This window comes from Cohnella fermenti (assembly GCF_004801405.1).
GTDB lineage: Bacteria > Bacillota > Bacilli > Paenibacillales > Paenibacillaceae > Cohnella > Cohnella fermenti.
The window spans coordinates 65,288-92,060 of sequence record NZ_SSOB01000016.1 but is presented as its reverse complement, the minus strand read 5'-3'; the positions used below and the strand labels follow the sequence as shown (position 1 = coordinate 92,060).

The following is a 26,773-nucleotide window of genomic DNA, read 5'->3' as shown; positions in this document are numbered from 1 at the left end:
ACCGCATATAATCGCGACTCAACCGCCCCGGACGACCACTTGTATGCTAAAAACCGCATATAATCGCGACTCAACCGCCTCGGACGACCACTTGTATGCTAAAAACCGCATATAATCGTGCGCAAGCTGCAATGGGCCGGGGCCGGGAGGCGACGCTGCCGAATTCCGGTCTGCCTTCTGCCCGACCGGCCGGCCGCCTCCGACGAAGACGACGCAGATGCGATGGCTTAAGTCTCGTCCCCGTCGGTCGCCCGAGCGCGGAGCGCCTCGCTGCGAAGCGCTTCAGGCTCGTTCGCGAGCCGGCGAAGCGCAACGAGCAGAAGCAATCGCTGCAGCTCGGCGGCGACCCACGGGCCCGCTTCTCTTCCGAGCAGCAGGCACAGCTCGTCTCCCCGAAGCGCCAGTTCCTTCACCGTCGTCGCCGGCATCTCGTCCGTCCAGCGGCGCGCTGCTTCGATCCCATGCCGCTGCCATAGCGGAGCGTCAATCTCGGGGAAGGCGCCCGCCGCTGCCAAGTATCCGGAGGCCGTCTCGTCTCCGAAGCGAAGCGCCGCCTCCGTCCAGCTCTCGCGGGAGACGCCGCCATTCGCTTCTCCCGTACTCGCGCCAGCGGCCGCACCTGCTCCCACTTCCCCTACAGCGTCCAACCTCGCTCCTACTGCCTCGACAGCACCAGCACCCGCGCTCGCTTCCCCGACAGCAGCCAACCTCGCCCCCGTCGCTTCGCCAACATCAGCACCAGTATCCGCGGCCCCGCCAGCCTCCACGCTCGCTCCCGTTGCTTCACCAGCACCCGCTCCCGCCACCGCCGCCTCGCCAGCAGCCAGGCGGGCCAGCTCCGCGCTCAGCGCGACAATCGACGACACCGCCGCCGTTCGCTTCGCGCTGTACTTCAGCGCGCGCATCCAAGCCGCGGCCCGGCGCTCGTCCGCGCCCGCGAGCAGCAGCAGCGCCGCCCAGCGATGCTCGGCGCTCGCCAGCCGCGGCCAGCGCGCCTCCGTCTCCGCGCCAAGCTGCGGCAGCGGAGGCTCCAGCTTCGCCTTCGCGCAGGCCAGCAAGCCGCTGCCGTGCAAGAGCCCGATCGCCCGCGTCGGATGCCGCCCGGCGATCATCTTCTCCAGTTCGACGCCGACCCGCTCCATCGCAATCCGCGCCAGCTTCTCCCGGCTCGCGCCGATCGCCTTCCAGGTGTCGTCCTCCAGCTCGAAGCCGAACTCGGCCGCGAAGCGGATGCCGCGAAGCATGCGCAGCGCATCCTCGCCGAAGCGCTCGTCCGCCTTGCCGACGCAGCGCACGACGCGGCGCGCCAGGTCCTCCTCGCCTCCGAACGGATCGATCCGGCGATCGTCCGTTCCCCATGCGATCGCATTGATCGTGAAGTCGCGGCGCGCCAGGTCCTCCTCCACGTCCCGGACGAACGCGACCTCGTCCGGGTGCCGGCCGTCGCTGTACTGCGCTTCGCGGCGGAACGTCGTCACCTCGAAGCCTTCCCCTGCGACCATGACCGTAACCGTGCCGTGCTGCAGCCCGGTCGGGATCACCTTCGGGAACAGAGCCTGAACCTGCTCCGGAAGCGCGGACGTGGCGATGTCGATATCGCTGATCGCGCGCCCGAGCAGGCGGTCCCGAACGCAGCCGCCGACCAGATACGCCGCGTGGCCGGCCGCCTCCAGGACGGAGGCGAGCCGAAGCCCTTCCCGCCACAGCCGCTCCTGGGCCATCGACTCTTGTTCACGCAGTTGCCCCGGCATCGCACCCGCTCTCCTTTTCCAATCGATAGAGCCTTAAGCTTCGCACACCGGCACCGGAATGTCGGCTTCGATCCCCAGCACCCGGTAATAGATTCTCTCGTATTCCGCCGTGATGCGGTCGTTGCAGAACTCCGTTCGCGCCCGATGCAGGCAATTCTCGCGGAATTCCGCGTACTTCCGCTCGTCGGTCAGAAGCTCCGCCGCGTAGTCGGCCATCCGGTCCGTACACCCGATCGGCGCCAGGTAGCCCGTCTTGCCGTGAACGACGAGCTCCGGAATGCCGCCGGCCTCCGATCCGATCGTCGGCACCCCGCAGGCCATCGCTTCAAGCGCCACAAGGCCGAAGCTCTCCTTCTCCGAAGGGAGCAGCATAAGGTCCGCAAGCGAGACGACCTGGGCGACGTCGTCCTGCTTCCCGAGCAGATGAACGCGGTGGCCAAGCCCCATCGTTTCGATCTTCGCCTGAATCTTCGGCAGGTCCGGCCCTTCTCCGACAAGCAGGAGCCGGCTCGGCACTCTCGCCGCCACCTTGGCGAAGATATCGATGACATCGGGCGTGCGCTTCACCGGCCGGAAGTTCGAGATGTGCATCAGGATCTTCTCGCCGGGCTCCGCGAACTCGGGCCGCAGATCGGAGATGTCGCGCGGATAGTAGATCCGCTTGTCCACGAAATTATATGTCAAGTCGATCGGCTCGCGAATGTCGAGCAGGTCCCGGGTCTCCCGGATGAGATCCTGGCTGACGGCGGTGACCGCGTCGCTGTTGCGAATGCCGAGCCGGATAATGTCCTTCAGCGATTCGTCCTGCGCGAGCACCGTAATATCCGTTCCATGCAGCGTCGTGACGACCTTCAGCCGGTCCCCGGACATTTGCTTCGCAAGAAGCGCGCAGATCGCGTGCGGCACGGCGTAGTGAACGTGAAGAAGATCAAGCTGCTGAAGCTGCGCAACCTGATGCATCTTGCTCGCAAGCGACAGATCGTACGGAGGATACCGGAATACGTAATAATCCGACACCTCGACTTCATGGTAATAAATATTCCGGTGGAACTTGCCGAGCCGGAACGGAATGCTGTGCGTGATAAAATGAATCTCGTGCCCCTTCTCCGCCAGAAGCTTGCCAAGCTCCGTGGCGACGACGCCTGATCCACCAAGAGAGGGGTAGCAGGTAATGCCGATCTTGAGCGGTCTGTTCATTCGCGCTCCTCCTTCCTACATCGTATTCCCCGGTTGCGCTTGCCTTCACCCTCTATTCGACGCAGGAAATTCAGAATCGCTCGACGATTGCCGGTCCCTTCGCCAGGAATCCTTCCGCGTAGGCCAGCTTCCTCGGCTGTCCGAACAACCGGTCCCTCGCTTCCACATTGTCGAGGTAGCCTTGCGTCAGCGGCGTCGCAACCCAGTCGCGTTCGCCTGCCGCCGGCTCGAATTGCGAGCGGTACGCGCGCAGCGCTTCCATCTTCGCGGGCTGATCCTCGCTGATGTCGACAAGCAGTCCCGGCGTATGAACATCATTGATAAAATAATAATAGAGCATGTCCGGCGCCCAGGCCGGCGTCTCCGGCAGGCAGCGCCTGAGCTTGGCGTTGAACATCGCCTCTTCCGCCAGGCGGCTGCAGGCGACGTGGTCCGGATGGCGATCGACGAAGTAAGGGGCGAACACGACCCGCGGGCGAAGCTCCCGGATCGCGAGGACAAGCTTGTCCACTTGTTCGCGCGTTCCCGTCAGCCCCCGGTCCGGAAGGCCGAGATTGCGCCGAACCGCGAGGCCGAGAATGTCCGACGCCTTGGCGGCTTCCCGCTGGCGCGTATCCACGTCTCCGTTCGACGACATCTCCGCATAGGTCAGGTCGATAAGCCCGACCTTCTGCCCGGCCCTCGCCGCCTTGACGATCGTTCCCCCCATGCCGATCTCGGCATCGTCCGGGTGGGCGGCGAAGACGAGCAGATCGAGTCCGTATCCGCTCATTCTTCGATTCCCGGCTTATACTTGTGAACGAGCTCGCGCCATGCGAAGTCGCCGCGTTCCAGACACTTGACGAGCAGCTCCGCGGTCGCGACGTTCGTAGCGACGGGAATACCCTGCACGTCGCACAAGCGAAGCAGCGCGGTGATGTCCGGCTCGTGCGGCTGCGCCATGAGCGGGTCGCGCAGGAAGATGATAAGGTCCATCTCGTTCGTGGCGACAAGCGCGCCGATCTGTTGGTCGCCGCCGAGCGGGCCCGACATGAAGCGGGTTACTTCCAGCGAGGTGTTCTCCATGATGCGAGTTCCGGTCGTGCCCGTTGCATAGAGCTGGTGCGGCTTGAATACGTGCTCGTAAGCAATCGTAAAGTTCACCATCTCGTCTTTTTTTCTATCGTGTGCGATCAACGCTATTTTCAACATAATTCGGTGCTCCCCTCCGCGTCCTCCATTAGTCGAGAAAATGCTCGAACCCGTATACCATTCCCGTCGTTCCCATGACCTTCTTGATGGCCGTGTTCACGCCCGGCATGTAGCCGGCGCGCTCGTAGGAATCGTGGCGGATCTTGAGCGTCTGGCCATGGCCGCCGAAGACGACCTCCTGCTGAGCGAACACGCCCGGCAATCTCACGCTATGTATTCGGAATCCGTTGTACTCGCCGCCGCGGGCGCCCTTGATCACTTCTTCTTCGTTTGGATTGCCCTGGCGAAGCTCCTTCCGGCTCTCGGCGATTAACTCCGCAGTCTTAATCGATGTTCCCGACGGCGCGTCGAGCTTCTGGTCGCCGTGGTATTCGATAATTTCGACATGAGGTAAATATTTCGCGGCCGTTGCGGCAAACTTCATCATAAGGATGGCGCCGATGGAGAAGTTCGGAGCGATCAGCCCGCCGATTCCCCATTCCTTGCACAGCCTGTCCAATTGCTCGATCTGCTCGGGGGTGTAGCCCGTCGTTCCCATGACCGGACGAACGCCGTGCTTGATCGCCAGCTCCGCATGAAGGTACGCCGATTGCGGATTCGTGAAGTCGACGAGCACGTCCGGCTTCGTGCGCGCAAGCGCCTGCTCCAGATCGGCTTCGACGAGGACTCCCGTATACGGCTTGCCGGCAAGAGAGCCCGCGTCGACCGGTCCACAAGATCGGGCGACGGCCGCCGCGAGCTCGAGCTCGGGGTCCTCCAGCACCATCTTGACTACTTCTCGTCCCATGCGGCCGGAGGCGCCCGCCACCGCTACCCTGATTCGTTGCGACATCTGGTATCACCAATCCTTCATCCTATTGTTATGAGAATATTGTTGTTTAAGCAGCAGCCGGCGCTCCAGCCGAATGTCCTTCAGCAACCGCCGCGCCTCTTCGTTGCCCGGCTGGAGGTGAATCAGCTCCTTGATCGTCTCCAGCGCGAGGCGATAGTCGCCCAGGCGGCGATAGGCTTCCCCGAGAAGCAGCCGGGCTTCTCCCGCCAGCGGATCGAGCCGAACCGCCTCCAGCAGGAGCGGAAGCGCCGCCTCGGCATCCGGCGGAGACTGCTCCAGACAGCCCTTCGCCTTGGCCGACAGTTGCCGGCCTTCCAGCATTCGGAGATGCAGCGCGAAGGCCGAATCGTCCGGCGCAAGCTCGACGGCGCGGCGGGCGTAGCCGAGCGCTTCGTACGTCTTCCCGCTTCTGGCCAAAGTGATCGAGGCGCGGTACAGATAGGCCGGTTCGCCCGGCTCCGCTTCGACGGCGCGCCGGAACCATTCCGTCGCTCCTGCGAAGTCGCCGATCAGCAGGCAATGATAAGCTTGCTCCTGGCATTGTTCCCCATTCATGCCGACCATCCTCCTCTCGTGTTCGGGGATGGTACAGCATATGAAGACCGAAGTCAGGGAGTGTCCTTCTTGGTCCAGCGATTCGCGTCGCGGGTATTGAATTTGTTCATGACCCGGTTGTGCGCTTCCGTCAGATCGACGCCGAGCGAGTTCGCGAAGCAGAGCACGATAAACAGGACGTCTCCAAGCTCCATCTCGACGGAATTGTCGGCTTCGTCCGCCTTCTTCGGCTTCTCCCCGTACGAGTGGTTAATCTCGCGGGCGAGCTCTCCAACCTCTTCCGCCATCCGGGCAAGCAAGGCAAGCGGAGAGAAATACCCTTCCTTGAATTGACTTATGTAAGCGTCGACTTCCCGCTGAATATCGGCGAGAGACTTCTCGGCAAGCGGCTTGCCGGCGATCTTCGATTCCGCCAAATTCGCCTTCCTCCCCGATTTGAACTTGTATCATCCCTATGTTAGCTTAAGATTCAGGCAAAGACAAATGCATTTTCGAACGAGGTGGACGGATTTATGCGAACGCTCAGCCTGAGAGACGGCATCGGAAGATGGGCCGGACTGCTTGCGGGAACGGCTCTGTACGCTTTTGGAATCGAATATTTTATTCTTCCCAACACGCTGATGGAAGGCGGAGTAACCGGGGTTGCTGTGCTCCTCCAATACGCGTTCGGCTTCGCGCCGGCGATCTCCTCCCTCGCGCTCAACATCCCGCTCTTCCTCATCGGCTGGAAGCAGCTCGGCAGGGAGTCGATGTTCTATACGATCGCGGGCACCGTTCTGCTCTCCTTCTTCCTGTGGTTCTGGAGCTTCTCGGTGGACCGTGGCTGGGTCGTTCCGTTCGTCTCGGACAACGACTTCATGCTCGTGGTGCTGTATGCCGGAGTGACGCTCGGCGCGGGGCTCGGGCTTGTGTTCCGGGCGGGCGGCACGACGGGCGGGGTCGACATCGTCGCGAGAATCGTGCACCGCTGGCGCGGCTGGAGCATGGGACAGATTATCCTCGGGCTCGATGTCGTCATTCTCGGCACCTCGCTGCTTGTCATCGAGATGGAGAAGGTGCTCTACACGCTTGTCAGCGTGTTTATCTCCTCGAAGGTCATCGACTTCATTCAGGAAGGCGCCTACGCGGCCAAGGCGTTCACCATTCTGTGCTCCGAGCCGGAGAAGCTTGCTTCCGTCATCACGAAGGAGCTCGATCGCGGCGTTACGCTGCTCCCCGCCGTCGGAGCGTATTCGGGTCAGAACCGCATGATGATCTACTGCGTCGTCAGCCGGTTCGAGATTCGCAAATTAAAAAGCCTTGTCCGCCAACATGACAGACAGGCTTTTATCGTGATCAATGACGTGCACGACGTGCTTGGCGAAGGCTTCAAGGAGAACTGAGGCGCGAGGTTCTTGCGGCATCATGGCTCTTGCGGCATTATGGCTCTTTCGGCACTATGGCTCATGCGGCATTATGGCTCTTGCGGTCCCTACCGGAACCAACGATTCGCCGCGTCCGTTCGGTTCCGGCTCGCCTCGCTTCTGCGTCCGGGATGGTCCCGATCGAAGCGGAACCGCCGCCACCCGGCCCAGGACAGAATCGTTATAATGAAGGAACCGATCGTTGCCGTTAGTCCCCAGGTCGGCGGCGCGAGCGGAAGAACATTGGCCGGCGAGCCTTCCGCCTGCGGGAAGAGGCCGGCAACGGCGTCCCGAACCTCTTGGCCAAGCGCGGCGAGCCGCTCCTTCGACGGACTGGCCGAGGCGATCAGCCGCTCCGCATAGCGCAGCACCGAATCGGCCCGCTCGATCGCCGCCGGCTCCGCCTGCAGGGAAGCCGCCGTCCGGATCAGCCGATAATGCGTGGCGACGGCCTCGAGCGCAGCCTTCGGCGAATCCGCCGCCGCGATCGCCTTCGCGAGCGCAGCCGCATCCTGTTCGAGAACCGTCTGGTATTGATGCCACAGCGGCCGGGACGGATGCGCGAGCGCATCGGCAGCCAACCTCAAGGCCCCCGCCGCCTGCTCGATTCGCCCGGTGTCGGGAGAGACCGCCGCCCAGGCGCGCTTCATCTCCGACACATTGGCCGCGAGAGACGCGATCCCCTCCGCCGTCGGAATCCGATCCATGGGAAGGCGGCGCAAGCCCCGCTCCACTTCCTGAAGCGCCTGCGTTCCGGCCAGCCTGTCCCCTTTGCGCACCGCTTCGTACAGCGATTCCGCCGCCGAATAGAAGGCGAGAACCGACGGTTCGTTGGAGATGTCCGTTCGGGATTCCTCTTCCGCCGCGGCGTGCCGATATTGCCCGCCTCCGAGCTGTCCGACGCCGGACACGAACGGTAGCCCGGCGAACAAGAGAGCCAGCGCCGCCGCCAGCGAGCTTGCCCCTCTCCACAATCTTCCCTTGGACGCACTCTTCCGCCGCATCGAAGATCCCCTCCTGCATTAAGCCTATGAGGGGCTGTCCAACGTTAGAACCGCTTGTCCTCCGCAATGCGCAGTCCCCGTTCCCAGGTCGGCCCGAACTTGGCCCAGGTGGCGACGAAGACGCTGAACGCGGTAAGCAGGAACGTGAACCAGGCGATGCCGGTCACATCGTTCTTCAGCTCGTACGGCAGATACGGATACACGTCGAACCCGTAGTCGACGGAATCGTTCAGGAATGTCCAGGCGGCCGCAACCGCGATCGCGATGCCGCCGTAATGGAAGAAGCGGCCGTACAGCACCGCGCATATCGCCATCGCTCCGTGGGAGAACACCAGCATCCAGCTCGACGGCTCGATCGTATCCCCCTGAGCCGCTCCGAGGAAGATGATCGCGCACGCCCAGATGCCGTACTTCAAGCTCGTCACGACGGCCAGCGCTTCGAGAACTCCGCGCACGCCGCGCACGAAGGGATGAACGGACGGTTCCGGGCGGAGCCACAACCAGAGCAGCGCCAAGGCGAAGAACAGCGAAGCGGTCGGACTGTCCGGAACGAACGGGAGCTGCCAGAGCGGATTGCTGTTCCACGTCTCTCTAAGCTGATTCTCGTACCAGTAGTAGCCGTAGATCGTTCCCGGTATGTAGCAAATCATCAGAATAGCCATCAACGATCGGTGTGTCAGCACCTCACGAGAGAGCCATTGTCTCCATGTCATCGACGTTCCTCCCTTATTCTCGACTTGATTAGCCGGAAAGAGCCTGACCGCAATCGGCCAGGCTCTTCCATTATACCTTATTCTTCATCGTTCTTCCTATCTTGCCTTACTCTTCGGCTGCCGCGGCTTTCTGCTCGGACAACCAGGTCGCGATCTGATCGATCTGCTCGGCGGTGAGGTCATCCTTGAAGGAAGGCATCGCTCCGTCCGCCTTGCCGTTCGTGATCGTCTCGACAAGCTCTTCCTTGCTCAGCGTGTCGCCGATTCCGCGCAGCGACGGTGCGTTGGAGCCTTCGAGCTCGGCGCCGTGGCAGGCGATACATTGCGCTTCCTTCATAATGGAGAACGCCGGATCGTCCGCCTTGACGAGCGCTACGACTTCTTCCTTGCCGTAGACGAAGCGGCCCTTGCCCGCTGCGATCTGCTCCTCGGACTTCAGCTCGCGCTCGATATGCTCCGGAATGACTCCATTCTTCTCGAGCTCGCCCGTGTAGTGGTGCCACGATACCCATGTCAGATAGATCGAAGCGACGAGCGAGACGATCATCATCGACGAAGCGATCGGACGACGGTAGAAGCGGCGCTCCTTGCCCGTGTCCAGGAACGGTGCCAGCAGCAGCGCGCCGAAGGCGAGACCCGGAATCCCGATCGTTCCGAGCACGATGTAGTCCTCGGAAGCGTACGGATACTTCAGCAATTGGTAGATGAACAGGAAGTACCAGTCCGGCATCGGGATGAACGATCCGTTAAGCGGGTCCGCCGGATAGCCGAGCGGAGCCGGTTCCGCGATCGTAAGCACGAGGAAGCCGACCAGAATAACGACGCCAGCCATCCATTCCTTCAGCAGGAAGTTCGGAATGAACGCTTCCGACTTGCCCGGGAACGAGGTGTAATCCGGTGGAACGGGCTTGTCTCCGCCCGTCTTGCGAATCCGAGAATCTCCGACGTAGACGATCTTCTCGTCCGATTTATGTCCGTGTGCCATGTACTTGCCACTCCCCTCTCTGTTACAGCGGCCCGGAAATGCCCTGTTTACGAATCATGAAGAAGTGTGCGGCAAGGAGCGTAAGCAGCACGCCCGGCAGGAAGAATACGTGAATCGCGAAGAATCGCGTCAGCGTCTGCGCCCCTACGATGGTGCCTCCCGCCAGTAACTCCTTAATGTAGCTTCCGATCCATGGAACGGAAGCGGCGATCTCCATGCCTACCTTGGTTGCGAAGTACGCCTTGTTATCCCAAGGAAGCAGGTAACCCGTGAAGCCGAGACCGAGCATGACGAAGAAGATCAGCATGCCCACGACCCAGTTCATCTCGCGCGGCGCCTTGTATGATCCGGTGAAGAAGACGCGCAGGGTATGTAAGAACATCATAACGATTACCAAGCTGGCGCCCCAGTGGTGCATGCCGCGAACGATGACGCCGAAGGCCACCTGATGCTGCAAGTAATCGACGCTGTAATAAGCATTGGTAATATCCGGTACGTAATACATCGTCAAGAACATCCCCGAGAGGATCTGGATGACGGTAATGAAGAACGTCAGGCCGCCGAAACAGTAGACAAACGCGGAGAAGTGATGAGCCGGGTTGACGTGCTCGGGAACTTCGTGGTCCGCAATGTCTCTCCACATCGGCGTGACATCGAGACGTTCGTCGATCCAATTGTACATTGATTTGAACATGGGACGAGACGCCCTCCTTCTATACCCGTGTGTTCGCTTCCAAAGGCCCGAGGTAAACCCAGCCATTCTCAATCTTGACCTGATACTCGTCAAGCGGCTTAGGAGCAACCTTCAGGTTCTTGCCGTCCTTCGTGTACCTTGCTCCGTGGCAAGGACAGTGGTACTCGTTCGGCGCTTCTTCGCCGCTCCAGCCGATCGTGCAACCAAGATGCTTGCACACCGGGGACAAAGCGAATACTTTGCCATCTTCGCCCTTGGCGATATATGCTTCCATCTTCGGGTCGCTCTCGTACCATCCGTCTACCTGGTGAACCTTGAAGCCGATCTGCTGCGGTTCCGTGGTCACCTTGGATTCCTCGATAACTTTAACGAAGCCGCCTTCTTCCTTCTTCACCAGAATGGGATCGACGGCGAATCGAAGCATTGGCAATACGACTCCGCCTGCCATGAAAGCCGTTGCACCGCCAAGCGTGTAAGACAGAAACTGTCTTCTCGACATCTCTTTGCGTTTGACGGGCTTGTGCGCCGAGTCTTGCTGTTCGTTGTGGCTCATTCTCTCAACCCCCTCTGCCCACCATGTCGCGTCCTTACGGACTTCATTCACCTTTTGTTCACAAAGACATTAATAATAATAGCCCAGGCACTAAGGACAGTCAACAATTGCCACTGTCTATTCACTTGTTGACGCGAATTGCGGGTCTAAATTGTTCTCAAATTGTCACAATTCCCCTCGATTGCCGCCCGCTTATTGTTGGCAGGAAGCCGTGCCGATTATGCGCGCCTCACGAAGTTCGGAGAGGGCGTTACTTCGCCCCCGCCTCCCGCTTCCAGAGCGCCATGATCGCTTGACGGAGCTTGTCCGGGTCCGGTTCGGCGCCTGCTTCCTCCGGTTTAATCAGAAGGTCGGCATCCTCCGGAACGGCTGCCCAGTCGGCTCTGCCCGAGACGACAACGACGAAGGCGAACCCGAGCCCTCTCATCCGTTCGCACAGGCCGCTTACCCTGCGGATGTCGTCCTCGTTCGTTACGTCAACGTAATGATTGGCTGGCATGGTGACGCTTCTTCCCCGGAAGGCGGCCTCGAGCGGCTGCAGCCAATCTCCCGTTCCCGCGATTCTCTCGGTCGCTTCGTGAGGGGGTTCTTCACCGGTGAGACCCGACACGGGAATCAGACAGGTATCCATATAAGGCAGGAGATCGTACCACTGCTCCGGACTGAATTCGCTGAATTTCAATCGAATGACTTCCTTTGCTTACAATTTATTCTGGAAGAACGCGAGCGTCTTGTCGTCGAAGCGAGGCAGTTGCTCGTGCCCGAAGTCCGGATACACGACGAGCTGCTTCTCGGCCGTAATTTTGTTATACGCGGCGAATTGGGTGGACGGAGGCGTGATCGTGTCCATCAGCCCGACCGCCATCATGACTTCCCCTCGGATGCGCGGGGCCAGATATTGAACGTCAATGTAACCAAGCCGGCGGAAAATATCGTCCTCCCCTTCATGAAGCGGGTCGAACGAACGGAAGTACAGTCGGAGCTCCTCATAGGCGTCCTTCGCTAGGTCCATCTGCCATACTCTCCGGTAGTCGGACAAGAAGGGGTAGACAGGCGCAAGCAGCTTGATTCTCGGCTCGAGCGCCGCGCAGGCGAGAGTCAAGCCGCCCCCTTGCGAGCCGCCCATCGCGGCCACCCGCGTCTCGTCGACTTCCGGCAAGCCCATGACGATGCCCGCGAGCTGAGCCGTATCAAGGAAGATGTGGCGGAACAGCAAATTATCCGGATCGTCGCTTAATCCGCGAATGATCTGTCCCCGCAGCGTGTTGCCCTTGACGCCCCCCGTGTCCTCGGAGCGGCCGCCTTGCCCGCGCACATCCATCGAGACGACCGTGTAGCCGTGCGCGGCAAGCCCGAGCTTGGAGCTCCAATCGCCGGAATGGCCGCTGTAGCCATGGAATTGAACGACGGCCGGATGCGGCCCTTGGACATTCTTCGGTCTTATGTATTTCGCATAGATGCGCGCTCCCCTCACGCCGGTGAAGGTGAGGTGGAAGCAGTCCGCGAACGGAGCCTGGAATTCCGCCGGCTCAATCGTCAATTGCGGGTCCAGCGCTCTCATCTCCTCAAGCGCACGCTCCCAGTATTCGTCGAAGTCCTCCGGTCTCGGGCTGATTCCCTGGTACTCCTTAAGCTTCTCCAATGGCATGTCTACTAATGGCATCGTTAATGTTCCTCCTTGACTGCACTCTCTTTCGGAATATAAGAGATGTGAATTTGTTTCCATGTCCCATCCTACTCCAAATCGCCGCATCGGAAAAGCGTTTTCTTGCCGATTCCCGTCAAAAAAACCGCATGGCCTTCGGCGCTCTCCCGCGCCGCGGTCATGCGGTTGTCTGCTCGTGACAAGAGAGCGGCAAGCCGCTCCCCCGATCATTGAATCGTCTTCAACTCGTCGGTCAGACGACGGAAGCTTTCCGCGTCCCCCTTCGCCAGCGCAACGTCGATAGCCTCGTAAATCTTTTCCGTCCGGTGTTTGCGCAGCGCGTCGTCGAGAACCATTTCGGCCGCCAAACCCAACATTGTCTCATAGGCGACTTTCATGTCCATCCGTTGCACCTCCAAATATCCGGCGTAAAGGGTTCTCAATAAAGCATATTCAGCGATGTCGGCCCCGTTCAGGACACCCGCCCCCATGCCGAGCAATGTACTTCTGCCTATCCGATCCTTGCCATGCCGCTCTCGATTAACCGAAGTCGGCCGATTCCCCCAGCCATGGCGGCCGATCTTCCGCGAAGGCATCCGTCCCGGCCGCGATCCGCTTGCCCAGGGGCGTAAGGCGAATAACGGCCTCTCCGGCCTCCGTCTCGCCGAGCCGCAGCAAGCCCAGATGCACCATATTGCCGATAACCCGCTTGCGGAGCACATCCGATCGGCTGTCGTAGTAGTACTCCTTCACGAACGGACTGAGAATCCGCTCGACGGAATCGACGGTGACCCATTCCGCGGACAGCAGCGCAATCCATTGGGCCAGCACGTGGATGTTCGCGATCGGCCCCTTGTACAGCCGCAGCCAGAAGCGATAGAGCTCGGTCGGATCGGGCGCGAACTCCCCAGCCGCGCAGGCCGCCCCCGCCTCGGTCAGCTCGAGCCGGTCCAGCAGCTCTTGAATCCAGCCCTTGTGACAAGCGAAGTCGTACAGCAGCGAGAACCGGTCGGGATAATCGCGGAATCGTCTTCCGTATCCGAACCGCCATCCGCTTCGCCCCGGAACCTCCTCCGCGACGGCGAGCCTCTCGAGCAACTGCTGAAGCTGCCGCTTGTAGAGGACACTGTCGGAAGTGAGCGGCGTGTCGTTGTCCCGAACGAAGCGAAGCACGACGACCGCGTCATCCGCCGCCAATCCTCTCTCGTCCCGGTAGACGGGAGGTTCGCTTCGCCGCTCGAGCTTCTCGCGGAATTGCCGCGTCAGCGCCTCCTTCAGCCGGCTTCTGACATCTTCCGGAACGTGATAGAGGAAGCGCGTCTGGTGCGAGAAGCCGTTGAACAGCCATCCGAATCGCTTGAATCTAGCGATTGCGCTGCGGGCCGGCCCATCGGGATCGGGCCGCGCGGGCACGGCGGGCTTCTTCGCCTTGGCCCGGCTCCGGGTCTTGGGCGGCGGCGCCTCGTCCTCCTCCGCCTGGGCTTCCGGAGACTCGACGTTCTTCGCTCTCGCCGTCAGCTCTTCCAAGCTGTAGGAGGATCTTTGTTCGAAGAGCAGCGTGTTGAGGAACCGAATGTCGTCCGCGCTCATATCCCCGACTCTGGACTCCAGCACGTCCCGGCGCTGAACCGTCATTAGAATCGATTGGATCAGATCGTTCTTCGAGTGGCTGCTGCATTCGCAGCGATACGTGTCGGCGATTCGGGTCAATTGTTCGATATCGGCGTAACAGAGCATCTCCGCCAGGTTCATCGGCACTCCCCGCTTCCAGGACGATTTACATGTCATTATCGGTGCGGATCGGCCGGTTTAAACGTTGACGATAGGCCCGCCATGCAAAAAAACGCCTGCAGCGGCTGCGGCGTTCCCTGTGCGTATGCGATTATTCGTCTGATCGGATAAGCGTTCGGCTTAACCGAACTCGCCCGTCTGCTTCAGATGCTCCGTGCAATTGTGCAGAATCGGCACCCAACTGTCCGCTTCCCGATCGAGAATCGTCAGCGACAGATTGCCGATGTGATGATCGTCCACGCCGGTCTCCAGCGCCTGAAGCATCTGGGCAATGAAGCTTCCGTGGGTGACGACGAGCCAATTCTCTCCGGCATGCCGCTCCGCGAACTCTTCCACGAAGACCAGCCCGCGAACGCGAACGTGCTCATCCGATTCCAGCCCCGGCACCTTGCTCCGCCAGCTTGTCCCCCAGCGCGCAAGCCGTTCCTCTTCCGTCGTTCCTTCCGCTTCCCCGAAGCCTCTCTCCCGCAGGCGTTCGTCCGTCAGCAGCGGAATGTTTAACCTCTCGGCCAGAATTCGCCCCGTCTTCTCCGCACGCTCAAGGTCGCTGCTCACGACTCCGTGCCAGACGCGGCTCTCGTTCGACAGACGGTACGCCAGCCGATGGGCTTGCATCTTCCCTTCCGAGCTGAGCGGAATATCGGTCGTCCCTTGAATCTTCCCGGCCCGGTTCCAGGAGGTGACGCCGTGCCGCACCCAGCCCATTCTCATGTATGCGCTCATGTCCGCACCCTCGCGAACCAGTTCATCGTCAGCACGGACATCAGAACGCCGAGCAGAGCGAAGGCGATCCAGTACTCCGGAATCGCGGGATCTACGTGAAGCACGATCGGATCGCTCAGGCTGGCCACCGGAACGTCCACGATCATCCCGCCAGGCGCCGAGTCGCCGGCCCCCGCCGCGCTCGCCATCTCCATAACGCCGGTATAAGGCGCTTCCGGACGCTGAAGCTTCGCATACACGGCATAGAGGAGACCGACAACGAACAGCGTCAGCATCGTCCCGAGCAGGCTGCCCATCCTTCTGCGGAAGCGCCCGCTGAAGGCGTACAGACGGCGCGAAGCCGGAGTGAACCAGTTCTGCTCGGCGTAGATGCGGTTCATGACATTGCGATTGATCTCTTCCACCGTCCGGGAGTCGACGTCGGGAACGTCGCTGAGCTGGATCTCGCGAATGAGCGCGGCGCTCTCTTCCCAGAAGCGATATTCTTCCTTGCACGAAGCGCAAGAAGACAGATGCAGCTCGAACTTGATCCGTTCATGAGAGGACAACGCATCGTCCCAATAATCGCTGAATCTCCTCTGCTGCACGTCGCAATCGCTTCTCATCGGTACTTCAACTCCTCGTAATCCTGTATGGTGGCTGGCTCGTTGTAGTAGGATTCCATCTGCGTCTTCACGCTGGCTCTCGCCCGGAACAGAAGCGACTTGACGGCGCTGACGGTCTGTCCAAGAATATTCGCAATCTCCTGGTAGTCCATACCGTCGTATTCGCGAAGGATCAAGGCGGACCTCTGCTTCTCCGGAAGGTTGTTGATCGCCTCCCGCACCATGGTCACCTTCTCGTTCCGCAGCAGCGTCTGTTCGGGCGCCGCCTCGGCCGGAGCCGCCGGTATGTACGTCGTGTCGTCGAGCGACAACTGCGTCGCCTTGTTCTTGCGAAGCTCGCTGAGCACCGTATTCCGCGCGATCGTGTACAGCCACGTCGAGAACGAGGCGTCGACTTCGCGGAACGAATGCAAGCTCCGGTAGGCTTTGTAGAACGTCTCGGAACAGAGATCTTCCGCGAGCAGCTCCAGCTTGGCGCTTCTAAGCATCTGATATATGAAGGACAGAATCTTCTTCTGATATCTCGACATTAAAGTTGAATACAAATCGACGTTGCCGTCTTTGATTTCCCGTATCAATTGGGAATCGGTCATCGGATCCGCGATCCTCCCCCCTAGCCAGGGTGATCGTTCGAGGTCGGATATAGAAGTATATACCGACCATAAACGCAAAAGTTGCGCCGCTTGGCGCATTCTTATCAGGCGTGCCCAGTATTTTACAAACTATTCGTATTGTAACATAGGACAGGGCTCCAATATCTTAAAAAATATTAAAATTAACGAAGCCAATGATATCCAGTCGCCGACTCAGCTCGGCCTGACAACCAACAAATACGATATTTCACATTTATCCACTTGCATTCCGCCTGAATCGAAGCAATCTAAATGATTTATAACACACAATCAGCCGTCCCCGCCCCAAAAAGCCCGATGAATACGGATTTTTGCGCACAATCCTCTAATCCGTCCGCCGCCGAGCAACATGAACACGCATTTTCGCACAGATCCCGCCTAACTTGCGCTACCTCGCCCATTGGCCCATTGGCCTCGCCGCTCCTGCCAGCTCGCCACTCGCGCACGATTCCCCTTTTGTCTTCCGCATCAGGCTATTCCCCCTCTGGTCCGGCGGCTTTTGCGATTTATGTGGTTTTTCACATTCGCGGGCTTGGATTGAAGGGAATCGAGGTGTTTTATGTGATTTTTAGCATATATACGGTAATTAAATCCGGAATTTCCTTCATGAATGCGATTTTTCGCATAAAATCGTCCAAACTGCCCGCTATCGAGCGGTGCCAATGTGGTTTTTCACATAAAATGCTGGCCCCCAACGGCTTCCGCGACTTCGACGACTCCCATGGCTCCAACAACTTCGACGGCTCTGACGACTTCAGCGATTCTGATGACTTCAGCGATTCTGACGACTTCGGCGATTCTGATGACTTCAGCGATTCTGACGACTTCAGCGATTCTGACGACTTCAGCGATTCTGATGACTTCGGCGATTCTGATGACTTCAGCGATTCTGATGACTTCGGCGATTCTGATGACTTTGGAGACTTCTGCGGCTTTGGCAGCTTCGGTGGCTTCTGCGGTTCTGGCGACTTCGGAGACTTCGATGACTGTGAACGACTTCTGCAGTTGCCGCGACTTCGGAGGCTTCGGCGATTTTATCGGCGGTTCCCGGCCCGCAATAGGGCGATAATCTTATGTGCTGATAAGAAGAAAACGCCTAACGGCGTCCTTTGAGTGCGAGCGTATCCGTTTATGCGAGCCTATTCACCAGTCACGGGAATCCACCACGTGACTTCCATCGACTCCAGCGTCATGCAGCAAGGCGCTATCCCCCTTGCGCGTTTATGCCTATTCTCCCCACGGCTCCTTTTGTCACGGGGCTTCAACCTTAGGATTTCTCCGCCAGCTGCCTGTCAGCTGCGAGGCGACTTGGCTCTTACCTCGACCGGACTTGCACCGGCTAGTTGTGCCTAGCTTGGCTAGACGCGCTATGATCAAATAAAAAAAACCGTCCCGGAGGGCGGCCGCACAAAGTGCAAGTATTGGATAGGAGTGGAGAGAAACCATACTGTACTTTTATTATATGTATCCGCTTCCACATTGTCAATAAGCGCTTACAAAAAAATGATAGCGTTTGCGAACTTTTTTCTTTGTTTGAACAGTTACCCGCATACGGACGAGAGAAAGGCTTCATCGCTTCTCCGATTCGAATCGGAGAAGCGATGAAGCCTTTATTGACTTAAATGACGTTAGAAGTAGACCTTGTACTGCATCCCCCGGATCAGCGCGACCGCTTGCTCCAGGTCTGCCGCCTCCTTGAAGGACAGGCGCAGCGTACCCGGAACGTCCTCGCGGCTCTCGACGATATGCAGGTTGCTCAGGTTGATTCGGGCCTGGCCGAGCTCGGTAGCGATCCGGCCGATCACGCCGGGATGGTCGGGAACGTCGACGTAGCATTCGTGCAGCGAGTGGATCATTCCCTTGCGACGCTCCGGCAATTGCTTGCGGAAGCCGTTCGCTTGGCGGAATTGCTCGGAGATGCCTTCCCCGTCCTCCCTCTCCAGCAGCTCGGCAAATCGCTCCATCTCCATTTTCCAATCGGCCAGCAGTGTCAGCAGTACGTCCTTGTTGTTGACCAGGATGTCGCGCCAGACGATCGGGTCGCTCGAAGCGATCCGCGTGATGTCGCGGAAGCCTCCCGCGGCAAGGCTGCGGTACAGGTCGTTCGATTCGTTGTAGCGGGCGATCTGGTTCACCAGGCCGACCGCGATCAAGTGCGGCAGATGGCTGATGGCCCCGACGATGCTGTCGTGAAGCACGGAATCGGTCACGACGACCTTCGCCCGCGTCCAGCGAAGCAGCTCCTGCATCCTCTCGAGGGCGTTCGGCGGCGTGTCGCCCGTGGGCGTCAGCACGTAGAACGCATTCTCGAACAGATCGATCGTCGCCGCCTCCACGCCGGAGCGCTCCGAGCCCGCCATCGGGTGGCCACCGAGGAAGACCGCTTCCCCGAGATCGATAGTGTTCGCGTGGGCGACAACGGAAGCTTTGGTGCTGCCGACGTCGGTAATGATGCAGCCGGCCTTCAGCGGCAGTCGGGCCAGCTCGTCGAGATAGTCGTTCAAGCGGCCTACAGGTACGCACAGGAAGATGAAGTCGGCGTTCACGGCTGCCTCCGCAATCGAGGTCGTGCCTTCGTCGACGACCCCGAGGGAGAGATACTTGGCGACGGACGACGGGTTGACCGAATGGCCGACGATCGTCATGCCCGGCTTGCCCTTCCAGCATAGCGCAAGCGAGCCTCCGATCAGGCCGACGCCGAAGATGGCGATTCGAATGTCCGCGGGACGATCTCCCGCAGATGGCTTAAAGTCGCTGTTGTCTACGGTCATTCCCTCACACCTGTACCGGAATTTCTTGGAGGACGGCCTCCAGAGCGGCGATGACCTTCGCATTCTGCTCGGCGCTGCCGACGGTGATGCGGATGTGGGTCGGATAGAACTTATGCCCGGCGCGAACGATGATGCCCTTGCGGAGCAGCCCGTCGAACACTTCGCCTGCCGGCCGCTTCACGTCCACCATGATGAAGTTGCCGTAAGCGGGGAACGCGGGCAGTCCGAGACGATCGAAGGCGGCGCGCAGCGTCTTGATTCCTTCCGCGTTCGCCTGTCGGCAGTAGTCGATGAATGCCTGATCCTCAAGAGCTGCCAGAGCGGCGGCCTGGCCCATCCGGGACGTGTTGAACGGCTCGCGCACCTGGTTGATGGAGCGAATCAGCTCCGCGCGGCCGATGCCGTATCCGATGCGCAGCGAAGCAAGGCCGTAGATCTTCGAGAACGTGCGAAGCAGCACGAGGTTCGGATATTGCTTGAGCAGCGCGAGACCGTCCGGGAACGACGGATCGTCGATATATTCGCAGTACGCCTCGTCGAGCACAACCATAACGGAAGACGGAACCTTCTCCATGAAGCGAACAACTTCGTCATGGGTGACGATCGTTCCCGTCGGGTTGTTCGGGTTGCAGATCCAGACGATCTTCGTTCGCGGGCCGACCTTCGCCAGCATTCCTTCAAGATCGTGCGTGCCGTCCTTCAGCGGAACTTCGATGACGACGCCGTTCTCGATCTCGATGTTATGGCGGTATTGCGGGAACGTCTGATCGGCCGTAATATTCTCGTCGCCCGGCAGCAGGAAGGCGCGGGCGATCATCAGAATGACTTCGTCGGAGCCCGCTCCGAAGATGATCTGGTCGGGGTTCACGCCCAATTGCTTGGCCAGCGCGTTCGTCAGGTCGACCGCGGCTCCGTCCGGATAGATGCTGATGTTCTCGAGCTCCTGCTTGGCCGCTTCGATCGCCTTCGGCGAGCTGCCGAACGGATTCTCGTTCGAGGCCAGCTTGATGACTTCGGCGAGCCCCAGCTCGCGCTTGACGTCGGAGACGGGCTTGCCCGGCTGATAGACCGGAAGATGGACGATATTCGGTTTCGGTTGCATGGAATAACCTCCTGATATGGACGCGGAAGCGGTTGCTTTCGGCGAATGCAAACGGAGCGCAGACTCACGCTCCGTTCGGATTGTTATGTTCTATTGTGACATAAGGACGGGAAGCTGTACAGTTCAAAATACGGACAATCCGGTCAGACAGCCGGCCGAAGCGGGCGGAGAACGGAGGTTAGGCGCGCACCGCGCGCGGCTTCAGGTCGGCGATGAACGCTTGCACGGCCGCCAGTCCTTCGCTTCTTCGCGCTTCGTCCTCGTCCTGCAGCAGCGGCAGCGACTCTTCGACCTTGCGCACGATGGCGCTGCCGACGATAACGCCGTCGCACTTGTCCGCAAGCGATTCCGCCTGCTCCCGCGACGAGACGCCGAAGCCGACGCAGATCGGCACGCTCGCGGCCCTGCGCACCGTGGCCAGGAACGCGTCCAGCCCCTCGTGGAAGCTGCTGCGCACGCCCGTAACGCCGAGCGAGGAGACGCAATAGACGAAGCCGCGCGCCCGCGAAGCGATTCTCTCCACGCGCGCTTCCGAGGTCGGAGCGACGAGCGGAATGAGATGAATGCCCGTTCTCTCCGCGATGTCTCTGACCTCTCCGTCCTCTTCGAGCGGCAGATCGGGAATGATCGCACCGCTGAAGTCGTGCTGCTTCATCAGCTCGAAGAACGTCTCGAGGCCGAGCTGGAGCACCGGATTGAAGTACGTGAACAGAATAAACGGAAGCTTGACTCCCTGCTTCCGCGCCTCCGGCGCGACCTTCATGCAGTCGAGCAGAGAGATCCGGTTGCGCAGCGCCCGCTCGGACGCGCGCTGGATGACCGGGCCGTCCGCGAGCGGGTCGGAATAAGGGACGCCGAGCTCGATCATGCTCGCCCCCGCCGCTTCGGCCGCCTTGACCAGCTCAACGGATGCGGCGAGGTCGGGGTCGCCCATCGTCATGAACGGAATAAGAGCGGTCTCGCCCTTCGCCTTCAGCTCCGCGAAGACGGCATCGATCAGATTCTGTCGGTTGTCGCTCATTGCGCATCCCCTTCGAAGTACGGCATAATCGCTTCGACATCCTTGTCGCCGCGTCCGGACAGGCTGATGACGAGCAGCGTATCCTTCGGCAGCGTCGGCGCCAGCTTGATCGCGTGAGCGATCGCGTGCGACGATTCCAGCGCCGGAATGATGCCTTCCTGGACGGACAGCAGCTTGAGCGCGTCAAGAGCTTCCCGGTCGGTGGCCGGCACGTATTCCGCGCGCTTCGTGTCCTTCAGGTAAGAGTGCTCCGGTCCGATGCCCGGGTAGTCCAGACCGGCCGAGATCGAATGGGCTTCGAGCACCTGGCCGCCCTCGTCCTGCAGCACATAGCTCATCGACCCTTGGAATACGCCGGGGCGTCCCTTCGTCATCGTCGCCGCATGCTGCTCGGTATCGACGCCGCGGCCGGCCGCTTCGACGCCGATCAGCCTGACCGAGGCGTCCGGGATGAAGTCGTGGAAGATGCCCATCGCGTTGCTTCCCCCGCCGACAGCCGCCACGATGACGTCCGGCAAGCGGCCTTCCGCTTCGAGAATCTGCTCCTTCGTCTCGACGCCGATAATCCGCTGGAAGTCGCGAACCATCATCGGATACGGATGCGGTCCCGTCACGGAGCCGAGGATGTAATACGTGTCGTCGACGTGACTGACCCAGTAGCGCAGCGTCTCGTTGCACGCATCCTTCAGCGTCCGCGAGCCCGACGTAACCGGGATGACCTCAGAGCCGAGCAGCTTCATGCGGAAGACGTTAAGCTGCTGGCGCTTCGTATCCTCCTCGCCCATGAACACCTTGCATTCGAGGCCGAGCAGCGCCGCGACCGTCGCGCTGGCGACGCCGTGCTGGCCGGCGCCGGTCTCCGCGATCACCTTCGTCTTGCCCATGCGCTTCGCCAGCACGGCTTGGCCGATGGCGTTGTTGATTTTGTGCGAACCGGTGTGATTGAGGTCCTCGCGCTTCAGGTAAATCTTCGCGCCGCCGAGATGCTTCGTCAGCCTCTCCGCGTAATAGAGCGGCGACGGCCGGCCGGCGTATTGCTTTAGAAGATAACGGATCTCCGCCAGGAAGTCCGGGTCGTCCTTGTATCGATTGTAGGCCTCTTCAAGCTCGAGCAGAGCGTTCATCAGCGTCTCGGGGACGTAGCGTCCGCCGAACGGTCCGAACCTGCCGTACGAATCGGGAACCTGAGATTGTATCGATTGTGTCATGAATGTCTCCTCACCTTTTCCGCGAATGCGGCGATCTTGGCGATATCCTTCACGCCATCGGTCTCCACTCCGCTTGAGATATCGACGCCGCCCGGGGCGTATTGCCCGACCAGGCTGTCTACATTGTCGGGGCTCAGCCCCCCGGCCACGAACAGCGCGAGGCCATTCGCTGCGGCCGCCGCGCGGTAGCGCGGGATGACGTCCCAGCGGAACGTCTTGCCCGTTCCCCCGCCCGCCGTATCGATCAGGATCGCTTCCGCGATCCCGCGATACGCGGCCAGCCTTGCCGGTCCGGCCAGAGCCGAACCGCCCGCGATGGCGCCCTTGCCCGGAACCGGAAGAGCCCGCCACACCTTCACGCCGAGCCGCTCGGCCGCCTGACGCGCGAATTCCGGCGTCTCCTCGCCGTGAAGCTGCACGACGTCCAGCTTCACGGCCGCCAGCACGCGTTCCAGCTCCGCCAGCGTCGGGTTCACGAACACTCCGACCGTCTTCGGAGGAACTCCGCCCGCCATCGGCGTCCGCCGGGAAGCCGCGAGCAGCTCGGCCGCGCGCTCCGGCGCAACCTGCCGCTTGCTCTTCGCGAAGACGAATCCGATATAGTCGACCGGAAGTCCCTTCATCCCGTCAATCGTCGCTTCTTCCTTGATGCCGCAGATCTTGACCTTAACGGAAGCCCCGCTCATCGTCCCGCGCCTTCTCTCCCGTCTTCTCCCCCAGCTTCTCTCCCGCTTGCCGCCGGCCCCAGAAGCGCATGAACCGCTTCGCCGACATCGGGCTGGCGCATGAACTGCTCGCCGACGAGCACCGCCTGCGCACCCGCCCGGCGCACGAAGTCGATGTCCGCAGGCGACGAGATCGCGCTCTCGCTTACCGTCGTCACGCCGGCGGGAAGCAGGGAGATCAGCTCCTCCGTTACCGCGAGGTTCGTCTCGAACGTGTGCAGGTTCCGGTTGTTGACGCCGATCAGCTTCGCCTTGCCGACGTCCAGCACCGTGTCCAGCTCCTCGCGGTTATGAACCTCGACAAGCACGTCCAATCCGAGGCTGCGCGCCAGATCGTGATACTTCGCCAGTTGCTCCTTCGTCAGAATGGCGGCGATGAGCAGAACCGCATCCGCTCCGATCAAGCGGGCTTCATAGATCTGATATTCGTCGATCGTGAAGTCCTTGCGCAGCAGCGGCACGTTCACCGCTGCGCGCACCGCCGTCAGGTACTCGTTCGAACCCTGGAAGTAATCCCGGTCGGTCAGCACCGAGATGCAGTCCGTTCCCGCCGCTTCGTAAGCCTCGGCCAAGCGCACCGGATCGAAGTCCGCCCGAATCAATCCCTTGGACGGGCTCGCCTTCTTCACCTCCGCGATCAGGCCGACCGGGCGCTTCCGGCGCCCGTCCGCAAGCGCGCTCTCGAAGCCGCGGCACTCCGGCATGACGGAGATCGTCCGCTCCGCATCCGCGAGCACAAGCGTCTCCTTCAGCCGCGCGACTTCCGCTCTCTTCGTCTCTACTATCCGATCAAGAAACATGGCTCACTTCTCCTGTCGTCGCAATCCATTGCGCTAGTTTGTCCGCCGCCTTGCCCGAGTCGATCGTCTGTGCGGCCAGCTCGACGCCTTCGCGAAGAGTAGCGGCGCGGTCCGCCACGTACAGGCACGCTCCCGCGTTGGCCAGCACGATATCCCGGTACGCGCTGCGCTCCCCGGCAAGAACCCGGCGAATGATCGCCGCGTTCTCCGCCGCATCGCCGCCCTTGACCTCGCCCAGCGGGAGCGTCGCCAGCCCCAGCTCCTCGGGCGTGATATCGTAGGTCGAGACCGCGCCGTCCTTCAGCTCCGACACCCGCGTCGGAGCGGAGATGCTGATCTCGTCGAGGCCGTCGTGGCTGCCGACGACAAGCGCGCGCCTCAGCCCCAGGTTCCCGAGCACCTTCGCCACCGTCTCGGTCCGCGTGCGATCATAGAGTCCCATCATTTGACGGTCGGCATTCGCCGGATTCGCGAGCGGGCCGAGCAGATTGAAGATCGTCCGGACGCCGAGCTCCCTGCGCGGGACGGCCGCGTGCTTCAGCGCAGGGTGATAGAGCTGTGCGAACATGAAGCAGATGCCGGTGCGCGACAAGCATTCCGCCGCCTGCTCGGCCGTGATCGAGATCCCCACGCCAAGCGCCTCGAGCACGTCCGCGCTGCCGGACTTGCCGGACATCGCCCGGTTGCCGTGCTTCGCCACGCGGGCGCCCGCCGCCGCCGCGATGACCGCCGATGTCGTCGAGATGTTGAACTTGTGGATGCCGGAGCCTCCCGTTCCGCACGTATCGAGCAAGTCGCGATTCTCCGTCTTCACCTGCCCGGCGAACGAACGCATCGCCTCGGCGAAGCCGGTAATCTCGTCGACCGTCTCCCCCTTCATGCGCAGCGCCACGAGCAAGCCCGCGATCTGCGACGGAGTCGCTTCTCCCGTCATGATCAGCCGCATGACCGCCCTCGCCTGCTCGATCGTCAGATCCTTCCCTGCCGATATGAGCGCAATCGCCTGCGGCATCGTCGTTTCCGCATTCCCGTTCGTCATCCCGTTCGTCATCCCCGTTCATCCCTCCTGAATTAGTAGTCCAGATTCGTCCGGCGTTCTCCCGCAAGCGAATGCTCGGGCCGCTTGGCCGGGAACACCGCCTCGGCGGCACGGATGGCCTTGAGCAGCGCCTTCGCCTTGTTCCGGGTCTCTTCGTATTCCAGCTCCGGGACGGAATCGGCGACGATGCCCGCACCGGCCTGCACATAAGCGCGGCCGTTCTTGAAGATGATCGTGCGAATCGTAATGCACGTGTCCAGATTGCCCGAGAAGCCCAGGTAGCCGATCGCTCCCGCGTATGCTCCTCTCGCTTCCTTCTCCAACTCGGCAATGATCGCCATGGCCCGCAGCTTCGGAGCTCCCGACACCGTGCCGGCCGGCAGGCAGGAGAGGAAGGCGTCGAAGAAGTCCTTGTCCTCCCGCAGCTTGCCCGACACGTTCGAGACGATGTGCATGACGTGCGAATAACGCTCGATCTCCATGTAGGAATCGCACTTCACCGAGCCGTACTCCGACACGCGCCCCAGATCGTTGCGGCCCAGGTCGACGAGCATGACGTGCTCGGCCCGCTCCTTCTTGTCGGCCAGCAGGTCCCGCTCCAACTGCAGATCCTCCTCGGGAGATTTGCCGCGCGGCCGGGTGCCGGCGATCGGCCTCGTCTCCACCCGATCCCCGTCGACCTTGACGAGCAGCTCCGGCGACGTGCCGACGATCACTTCTTCTCCAAGCTTCAGCACGTACATGTACGGCGACGGGTTCATCGTTCTCAGCACGCGGTAGACGAGCAGCGGGTCGACTTCGGTCTCGATGTGGAACCGTTGGGACAACACCACTTGGAAAATATCGCCAGACCGAATATACTCCTTGGCCTGCTCCACGTTCGCGAGGAATTGTTCCTTCGAGACGTTCGACTCGACGAGGCCGAGGTCCGGGTCCTGCGGCGGGGCCCCCTTCGCCGCTGTCGCAGGCTGCGCGGCCGGCTGCTGCAGACGCCGGATCAGCTTCTCGATTCGGCTGCACGTCTTAAGGTAAGCCAGCTCGATGCCGCTCTCCGCCTCGCCTTCCTTCACGTGCACATTGCCGATCACAAGCACCTGCTGCTTCAGGTGGTCGAACACGATCACCTGGTCGCAGAACATGAACTGCATGTCGTCCATCACCAGGTCGTCGACCGGATGGGCCGGCAGCTTGCGCTCGTAGTATTGGAGCAGATCGTAGCCGAAGAAGCCGATCGCGCCGCCGGTGAACGGCGGCAGCTCCGCGAGCTGCGGGCTGCGATAGCCGCTCAGCTTCTCGCGCAGCAGCTTCAGAGGATCATTCGCCTGATACGAGCGGACGACTCCGCCTTCCTCGAGCGTGACTTTGTTCTTCTTCAGCTTCAGCGTCAAGAACGGGTCCGTTCCGATGAACGAATATCTCGCCCACTTGATGCCTCCCTCCACGCTCTCCAACAAGAACGCCCGGCTGTCCCGGCTCAATTGCTGGAATACCCGAATCGGGGTCTCCGTATCCGCCATCAGCTTGCGGACGACCGGAATGACGTTATAGCTCCCCGCCAGACGAATCACTTCTTGAAGCTCCTGCTCACGATTCTGCTCCATGTACATCTTCTCGCTCCCCTCCGAGCCGCCGTCTGCCGGCGGCTCGCCAATCCGCTCTCCGTTCCCGCTGTCGGGCGGAGCCGCGGTATTGCCCACTTGCCCATTCACCGAATCACCGATTCACCGAGCCGATGCGTCCGAGACAATAAAAAAAGCATCCCCGAAATTCCGGAGATGCTTGCGCGGTTAAAGGTCAAGGCTCGGCCCGATGCGCACGGAATTGCTTCTCCCT

Annotated in this window: 29 protein-coding genes; 2 read left to right on the top strand and 27 right to left on the bottom strand. The window is 60.9% G+C overall.

Translation table 11 applies throughout. The features are described 5' to 3' along the window. Positions 1–227: 227 nt before the first annotated feature. The 7 genes from E6C55_RS14435 to E6C55_RS14405 all read right to left on the bottom strand — a co-directional run bounded on the left by E6C55_RS14435 (position 228) and on the right by E6C55_RS14405 (position 5,942). Positions 228–1,751 carry a CCA tRNA nucleotidyltransferase gene (locus E6C55_RS14435; protein ID WP_136370499.1) on the bottom strand — a complete coding sequence of 508 codons (1,524 nt, stop codon included), beginning with the start codon at positions 1,749–1,751 and terminating at the stop codon, positions 228–230. Positions 1,752–1,784: 33 nt separating this feature from the next. Continuing rightward, positions 1,785–2,948: an N-acetyl-alpha-D-glucosaminyl L-malate synthase BshA gene (gene bshA / locus E6C55_RS14430; protein ID WP_136370498.1), complete on the bottom strand. Its 1,164-nt coding sequence runs from the start codon at positions 2,946–2,948 to the stop codon at positions 1,785–1,787. Positions 2,949–3,018: 70 nt separating this feature from the next. After that, positions 3,019–3,720: a bacillithiol biosynthesis deacetylase BshB1 gene (gene bshB1, locus E6C55_RS14425; RefSeq protein WP_136370497.1), complete on the bottom strand. Its 702-nt coding sequence runs from the start codon at positions 3,718–3,720 to the stop codon at positions 3,019–3,021. Next, positions 3,717–4,139 (bottom strand): methylglyoxal synthase, encoded by a 423-nt coding sequence (gene mgsA, locus E6C55_RS14420; RefSeq protein WP_136370496.1) that lies wholly within the window; start codon positions 4,137–4,139, stop codon positions 3,717–3,719. The genes bshB1 and mgsA overlap by 4 nt, the downstream gene beginning before the upstream one ends. A 28-nt stretch (positions 4,140–4,167) precedes the next feature. Next, positions 4,168–4,971 (bottom strand): 4-hydroxy-tetrahydrodipicolinate reductase, encoded by an 804-nt coding sequence (gene dapB / locus E6C55_RS14415; protein ID WP_136370495.1) that lies wholly within the window; start codon positions 4,969–4,971, stop codon positions 4,168–4,170. A gap of 6 nt (positions 4,972–4,977) precedes the next feature. Then, positions 4,978–5,526, bottom strand: a complete 549-nt coding sequence (locus E6C55_RS14410; RefSeq protein ID WP_168735640.1) for a tetratricopeptide repeat protein — start codon at positions 5,524–5,526, stop codon at positions 4,978–4,980. A gap of 53 nt (positions 5,527–5,579) precedes the next feature. Beyond that, entirely contained in the window at positions 5,580–5,942 is a 363-nt protein-coding gene (locus E6C55_RS14405) for a nucleotide pyrophosphohydrolase (protein WP_136370493.1), read from the bottom strand. A gap of 96 nt (positions 5,943–6,038) precedes the next feature. Here E6C55_RS14405 and E6C55_RS14400 point away from each other — a divergent pair, with 96 nt between their 5' ends. Further along, positions 6,039–6,908, top strand: coding sequence for a YitT family protein (locus tag E6C55_RS14400; protein ID WP_136370492.1), 870 nt, complete (start codon positions 6,039–6,041; stop codon positions 6,906–6,908). Positions 6,909–6,997: 89 nt separating this feature from the next. Here E6C55_RS14400 and E6C55_RS14395 read toward each other — a convergent pair whose 3' ends face one another. The 12 genes from E6C55_RS14395 to E6C55_RS14335 form a co-directional block, all read right to left on the bottom strand. Next, complete coding sequence (locus E6C55_RS14395) at positions 6,998–7,933, bottom strand: sporulation protein YpjB (protein WP_136370491.1); 936 nt, start codon at positions 7,931–7,933, stop codon at positions 6,998–7,000. 44 nt (positions 7,934–7,977) lie between these two features. Next, the gene (locus E6C55_RS14390; RefSeq protein WP_136370490.1) at positions 7,978–8,646 is read right to left on the bottom strand and encodes a DUF1405 domain-containing protein; all 669 of its coding nucleotides are present in this window, start codon (positions 8,644–8,646) and stop codon (positions 7,978–7,980) included. Between the two features lie 106 nt (positions 8,647–8,752). Further along, entirely contained in the window at positions 8,753–9,631 is an 879-nt protein-coding gene (locus E6C55_RS14385; protein ID WP_136370489.1) for a menaquinol-cytochrome c reductase cytochrome b/c subunit, read from the bottom strand. Between the two features lie 22 nt (positions 9,632–9,653). Continuing rightward, positions 9,654–10,325: a menaquinol-cytochrome c reductase cytochrome b subunit gene (gene qcrB / locus E6C55_RS14380; RefSeq protein ID WP_136370488.1), complete on the bottom strand. Its 672-nt coding sequence runs from the start codon at positions 10,323–10,325 to the stop codon at positions 9,654–9,656. A gap of 19 nt (positions 10,326–10,344) precedes the next feature. After that, positions 10,345–10,878: a ubiquinol-cytochrome c reductase iron-sulfur subunit gene (locus E6C55_RS14375; RefSeq protein ID WP_136370487.1), complete on the bottom strand. Its 534-nt coding sequence runs from the start codon at positions 10,876–10,878 to the stop codon at positions 10,345–10,347. A 250-nt stretch (positions 10,879–11,128) separates the two neighbouring features. After that, positions 11,129–11,560, bottom strand: coding sequence for a DUF2487 family protein (locus E6C55_RS14370; protein WP_136370486.1), 432 nt, complete (start codon positions 11,558–11,560; stop codon positions 11,129–11,131). 18 nt (positions 11,561–11,578) lie between these two features. Then, positions 11,579–12,541, bottom strand: a complete 963-nt coding sequence (locus tag E6C55_RS14365) for an alpha/beta fold hydrolase (protein ID WP_136370485.1) — start codon at positions 12,539–12,541, stop codon at positions 11,579–11,581. Between the two features lie 209 nt (positions 12,542–12,750). Then, a complete protein-coding gene (locus E6C55_RS14360; RefSeq protein WP_126958224.1) occupies positions 12,751–12,927 on the bottom strand; it encodes an IDEAL domain-containing protein in 177 nt (58 codons plus the stop codon). Between the two features lie 136 nt (positions 12,928–13,063). Further along, positions 13,064–14,275, bottom strand: coding sequence for a hypothetical protein (locus tag E6C55_RS14350; RefSeq protein WP_136370576.1), 1,212 nt, complete (start codon positions 14,273–14,275; stop codon positions 13,064–13,066). Positions 14,276–14,434: 159 nt separating this feature from the next. After that, on the bottom strand, positions 14,435–15,037 hold the full coding sequence (locus E6C55_RS14345) for a histidine phosphatase family protein (RefSeq protein WP_136370484.1): 603 nt from the start codon (positions 15,035–15,037) through the stop codon (positions 14,435–14,437). Beyond that, on the bottom strand, positions 15,034–15,642 hold the full coding sequence (locus tag E6C55_RS14340) for an anti-sigma factor family protein (RefSeq protein WP_136370483.1): 609 nt from the start codon (positions 15,640–15,642) through the stop codon (positions 15,034–15,036). Before E6C55_RS14340 ends, E6C55_RS14345 begins: the two co-directional genes overlap by 4 nt. After that, complete coding sequence (locus E6C55_RS14335; RefSeq protein ID WP_136370482.1) at positions 15,639–16,235, bottom strand: RNA polymerase sigma factor; 597 nt, start codon at positions 16,233–16,235, stop codon at positions 15,639–15,641. Before E6C55_RS14335 ends, E6C55_RS14340 begins: the two co-directional genes overlap by 4 nt. Positions 16,236–16,526: 291 nt before the next feature. On the opposite strand from E6C55_RS14335, the gene E6C55_RS14330 reads away from it, so the two are divergent. Next, complete coding sequence (locus E6C55_RS14330) at positions 16,527–17,387, top strand: hypothetical protein (protein ID WP_136370481.1); 861 nt, start codon at positions 16,527–16,529, stop codon at positions 17,385–17,387. A gap of 515 nt (positions 17,388–17,902) precedes the next feature. Here the strand turns inward: E6C55_RS14330 and E6C55_RS14325 are convergent. From E6C55_RS14325 to trpE, 8 genes are all read right to left on the bottom strand, one after another. Next, positions 17,903–19,045, bottom strand: a complete 1,143-nt coding sequence (locus E6C55_RS14325; protein WP_136370480.1) for a prephenate dehydrogenase — start codon at positions 19,043–19,045, stop codon at positions 17,903–17,905. A 4-nt stretch (positions 19,046–19,049) separates the two neighbouring features. Beyond that, positions 19,050–20,147, bottom strand: coding sequence for a histidinol-phosphate transaminase (gene hisC / locus E6C55_RS14320; protein ID WP_136370479.1), 1,098 nt, complete (start codon positions 20,145–20,147; stop codon positions 19,050–19,052). Positions 20,148–20,325: 178 nt separating this feature from the next. Further along, on the bottom strand, positions 20,326–21,168 hold the full coding sequence (gene trpA / locus E6C55_RS14315) for a tryptophan synthase subunit alpha (RefSeq protein ID WP_136370478.1): 843 nt from the start codon (positions 21,166–21,168) through the stop codon (positions 20,326–20,328). Continuing rightward, positions 21,165–22,376, bottom strand: a complete 1,212-nt coding sequence (gene trpB / locus E6C55_RS14310) for a tryptophan synthase subunit beta (RefSeq protein WP_136370477.1) — start codon at positions 22,374–22,376, stop codon at positions 21,165–21,167. Before trpB ends, trpA begins: the two co-directional genes overlap by 4 nt. After that, positions 22,373–23,062 carry a phosphoribosylanthranilate isomerase gene (locus tag E6C55_RS14305; protein WP_136370476.1) on the bottom strand — a complete coding sequence of 230 codons (690 nt, stop codon included), beginning with the start codon at positions 23,060–23,062 and terminating at the stop codon, positions 22,373–22,375. The genes trpB and E6C55_RS14305 overlap by 4 nt, the downstream gene beginning before the upstream one ends. After that, positions 23,059–23,901 (bottom strand): indole-3-glycerol phosphate synthase TrpC, encoded by an 843-nt coding sequence (trpC, locus tag E6C55_RS14300; protein ID WP_136370475.1) that lies wholly within the window; start codon positions 23,899–23,901, stop codon positions 23,059–23,061. Before trpC ends, E6C55_RS14305 begins: the two co-directional genes overlap by 4 nt. Then, the gene (trpD, locus tag E6C55_RS14295; RefSeq protein ID WP_407923735.1) at positions 23,891–24,913 is read right to left on the bottom strand and encodes an anthranilate phosphoribosyltransferase; all 1,023 of its coding nucleotides are present in this window, start codon (positions 24,911–24,913) and stop codon (positions 23,891–23,893) included. The genes trpC and trpD overlap by 11 nt, the downstream gene beginning before the upstream one ends. 59 nt (positions 24,914–24,972) lie before the next feature. After that, positions 24,973–26,541 (bottom strand): anthranilate synthase component I, encoded by a 1,569-nt coding sequence (gene trpE / locus E6C55_RS14290; protein ID WP_136370574.1) that lies wholly within the window; start codon positions 26,539–26,541, stop codon positions 24,973–24,975. Positions 26,542–26,773: the final 232 nt, after the last annotated feature.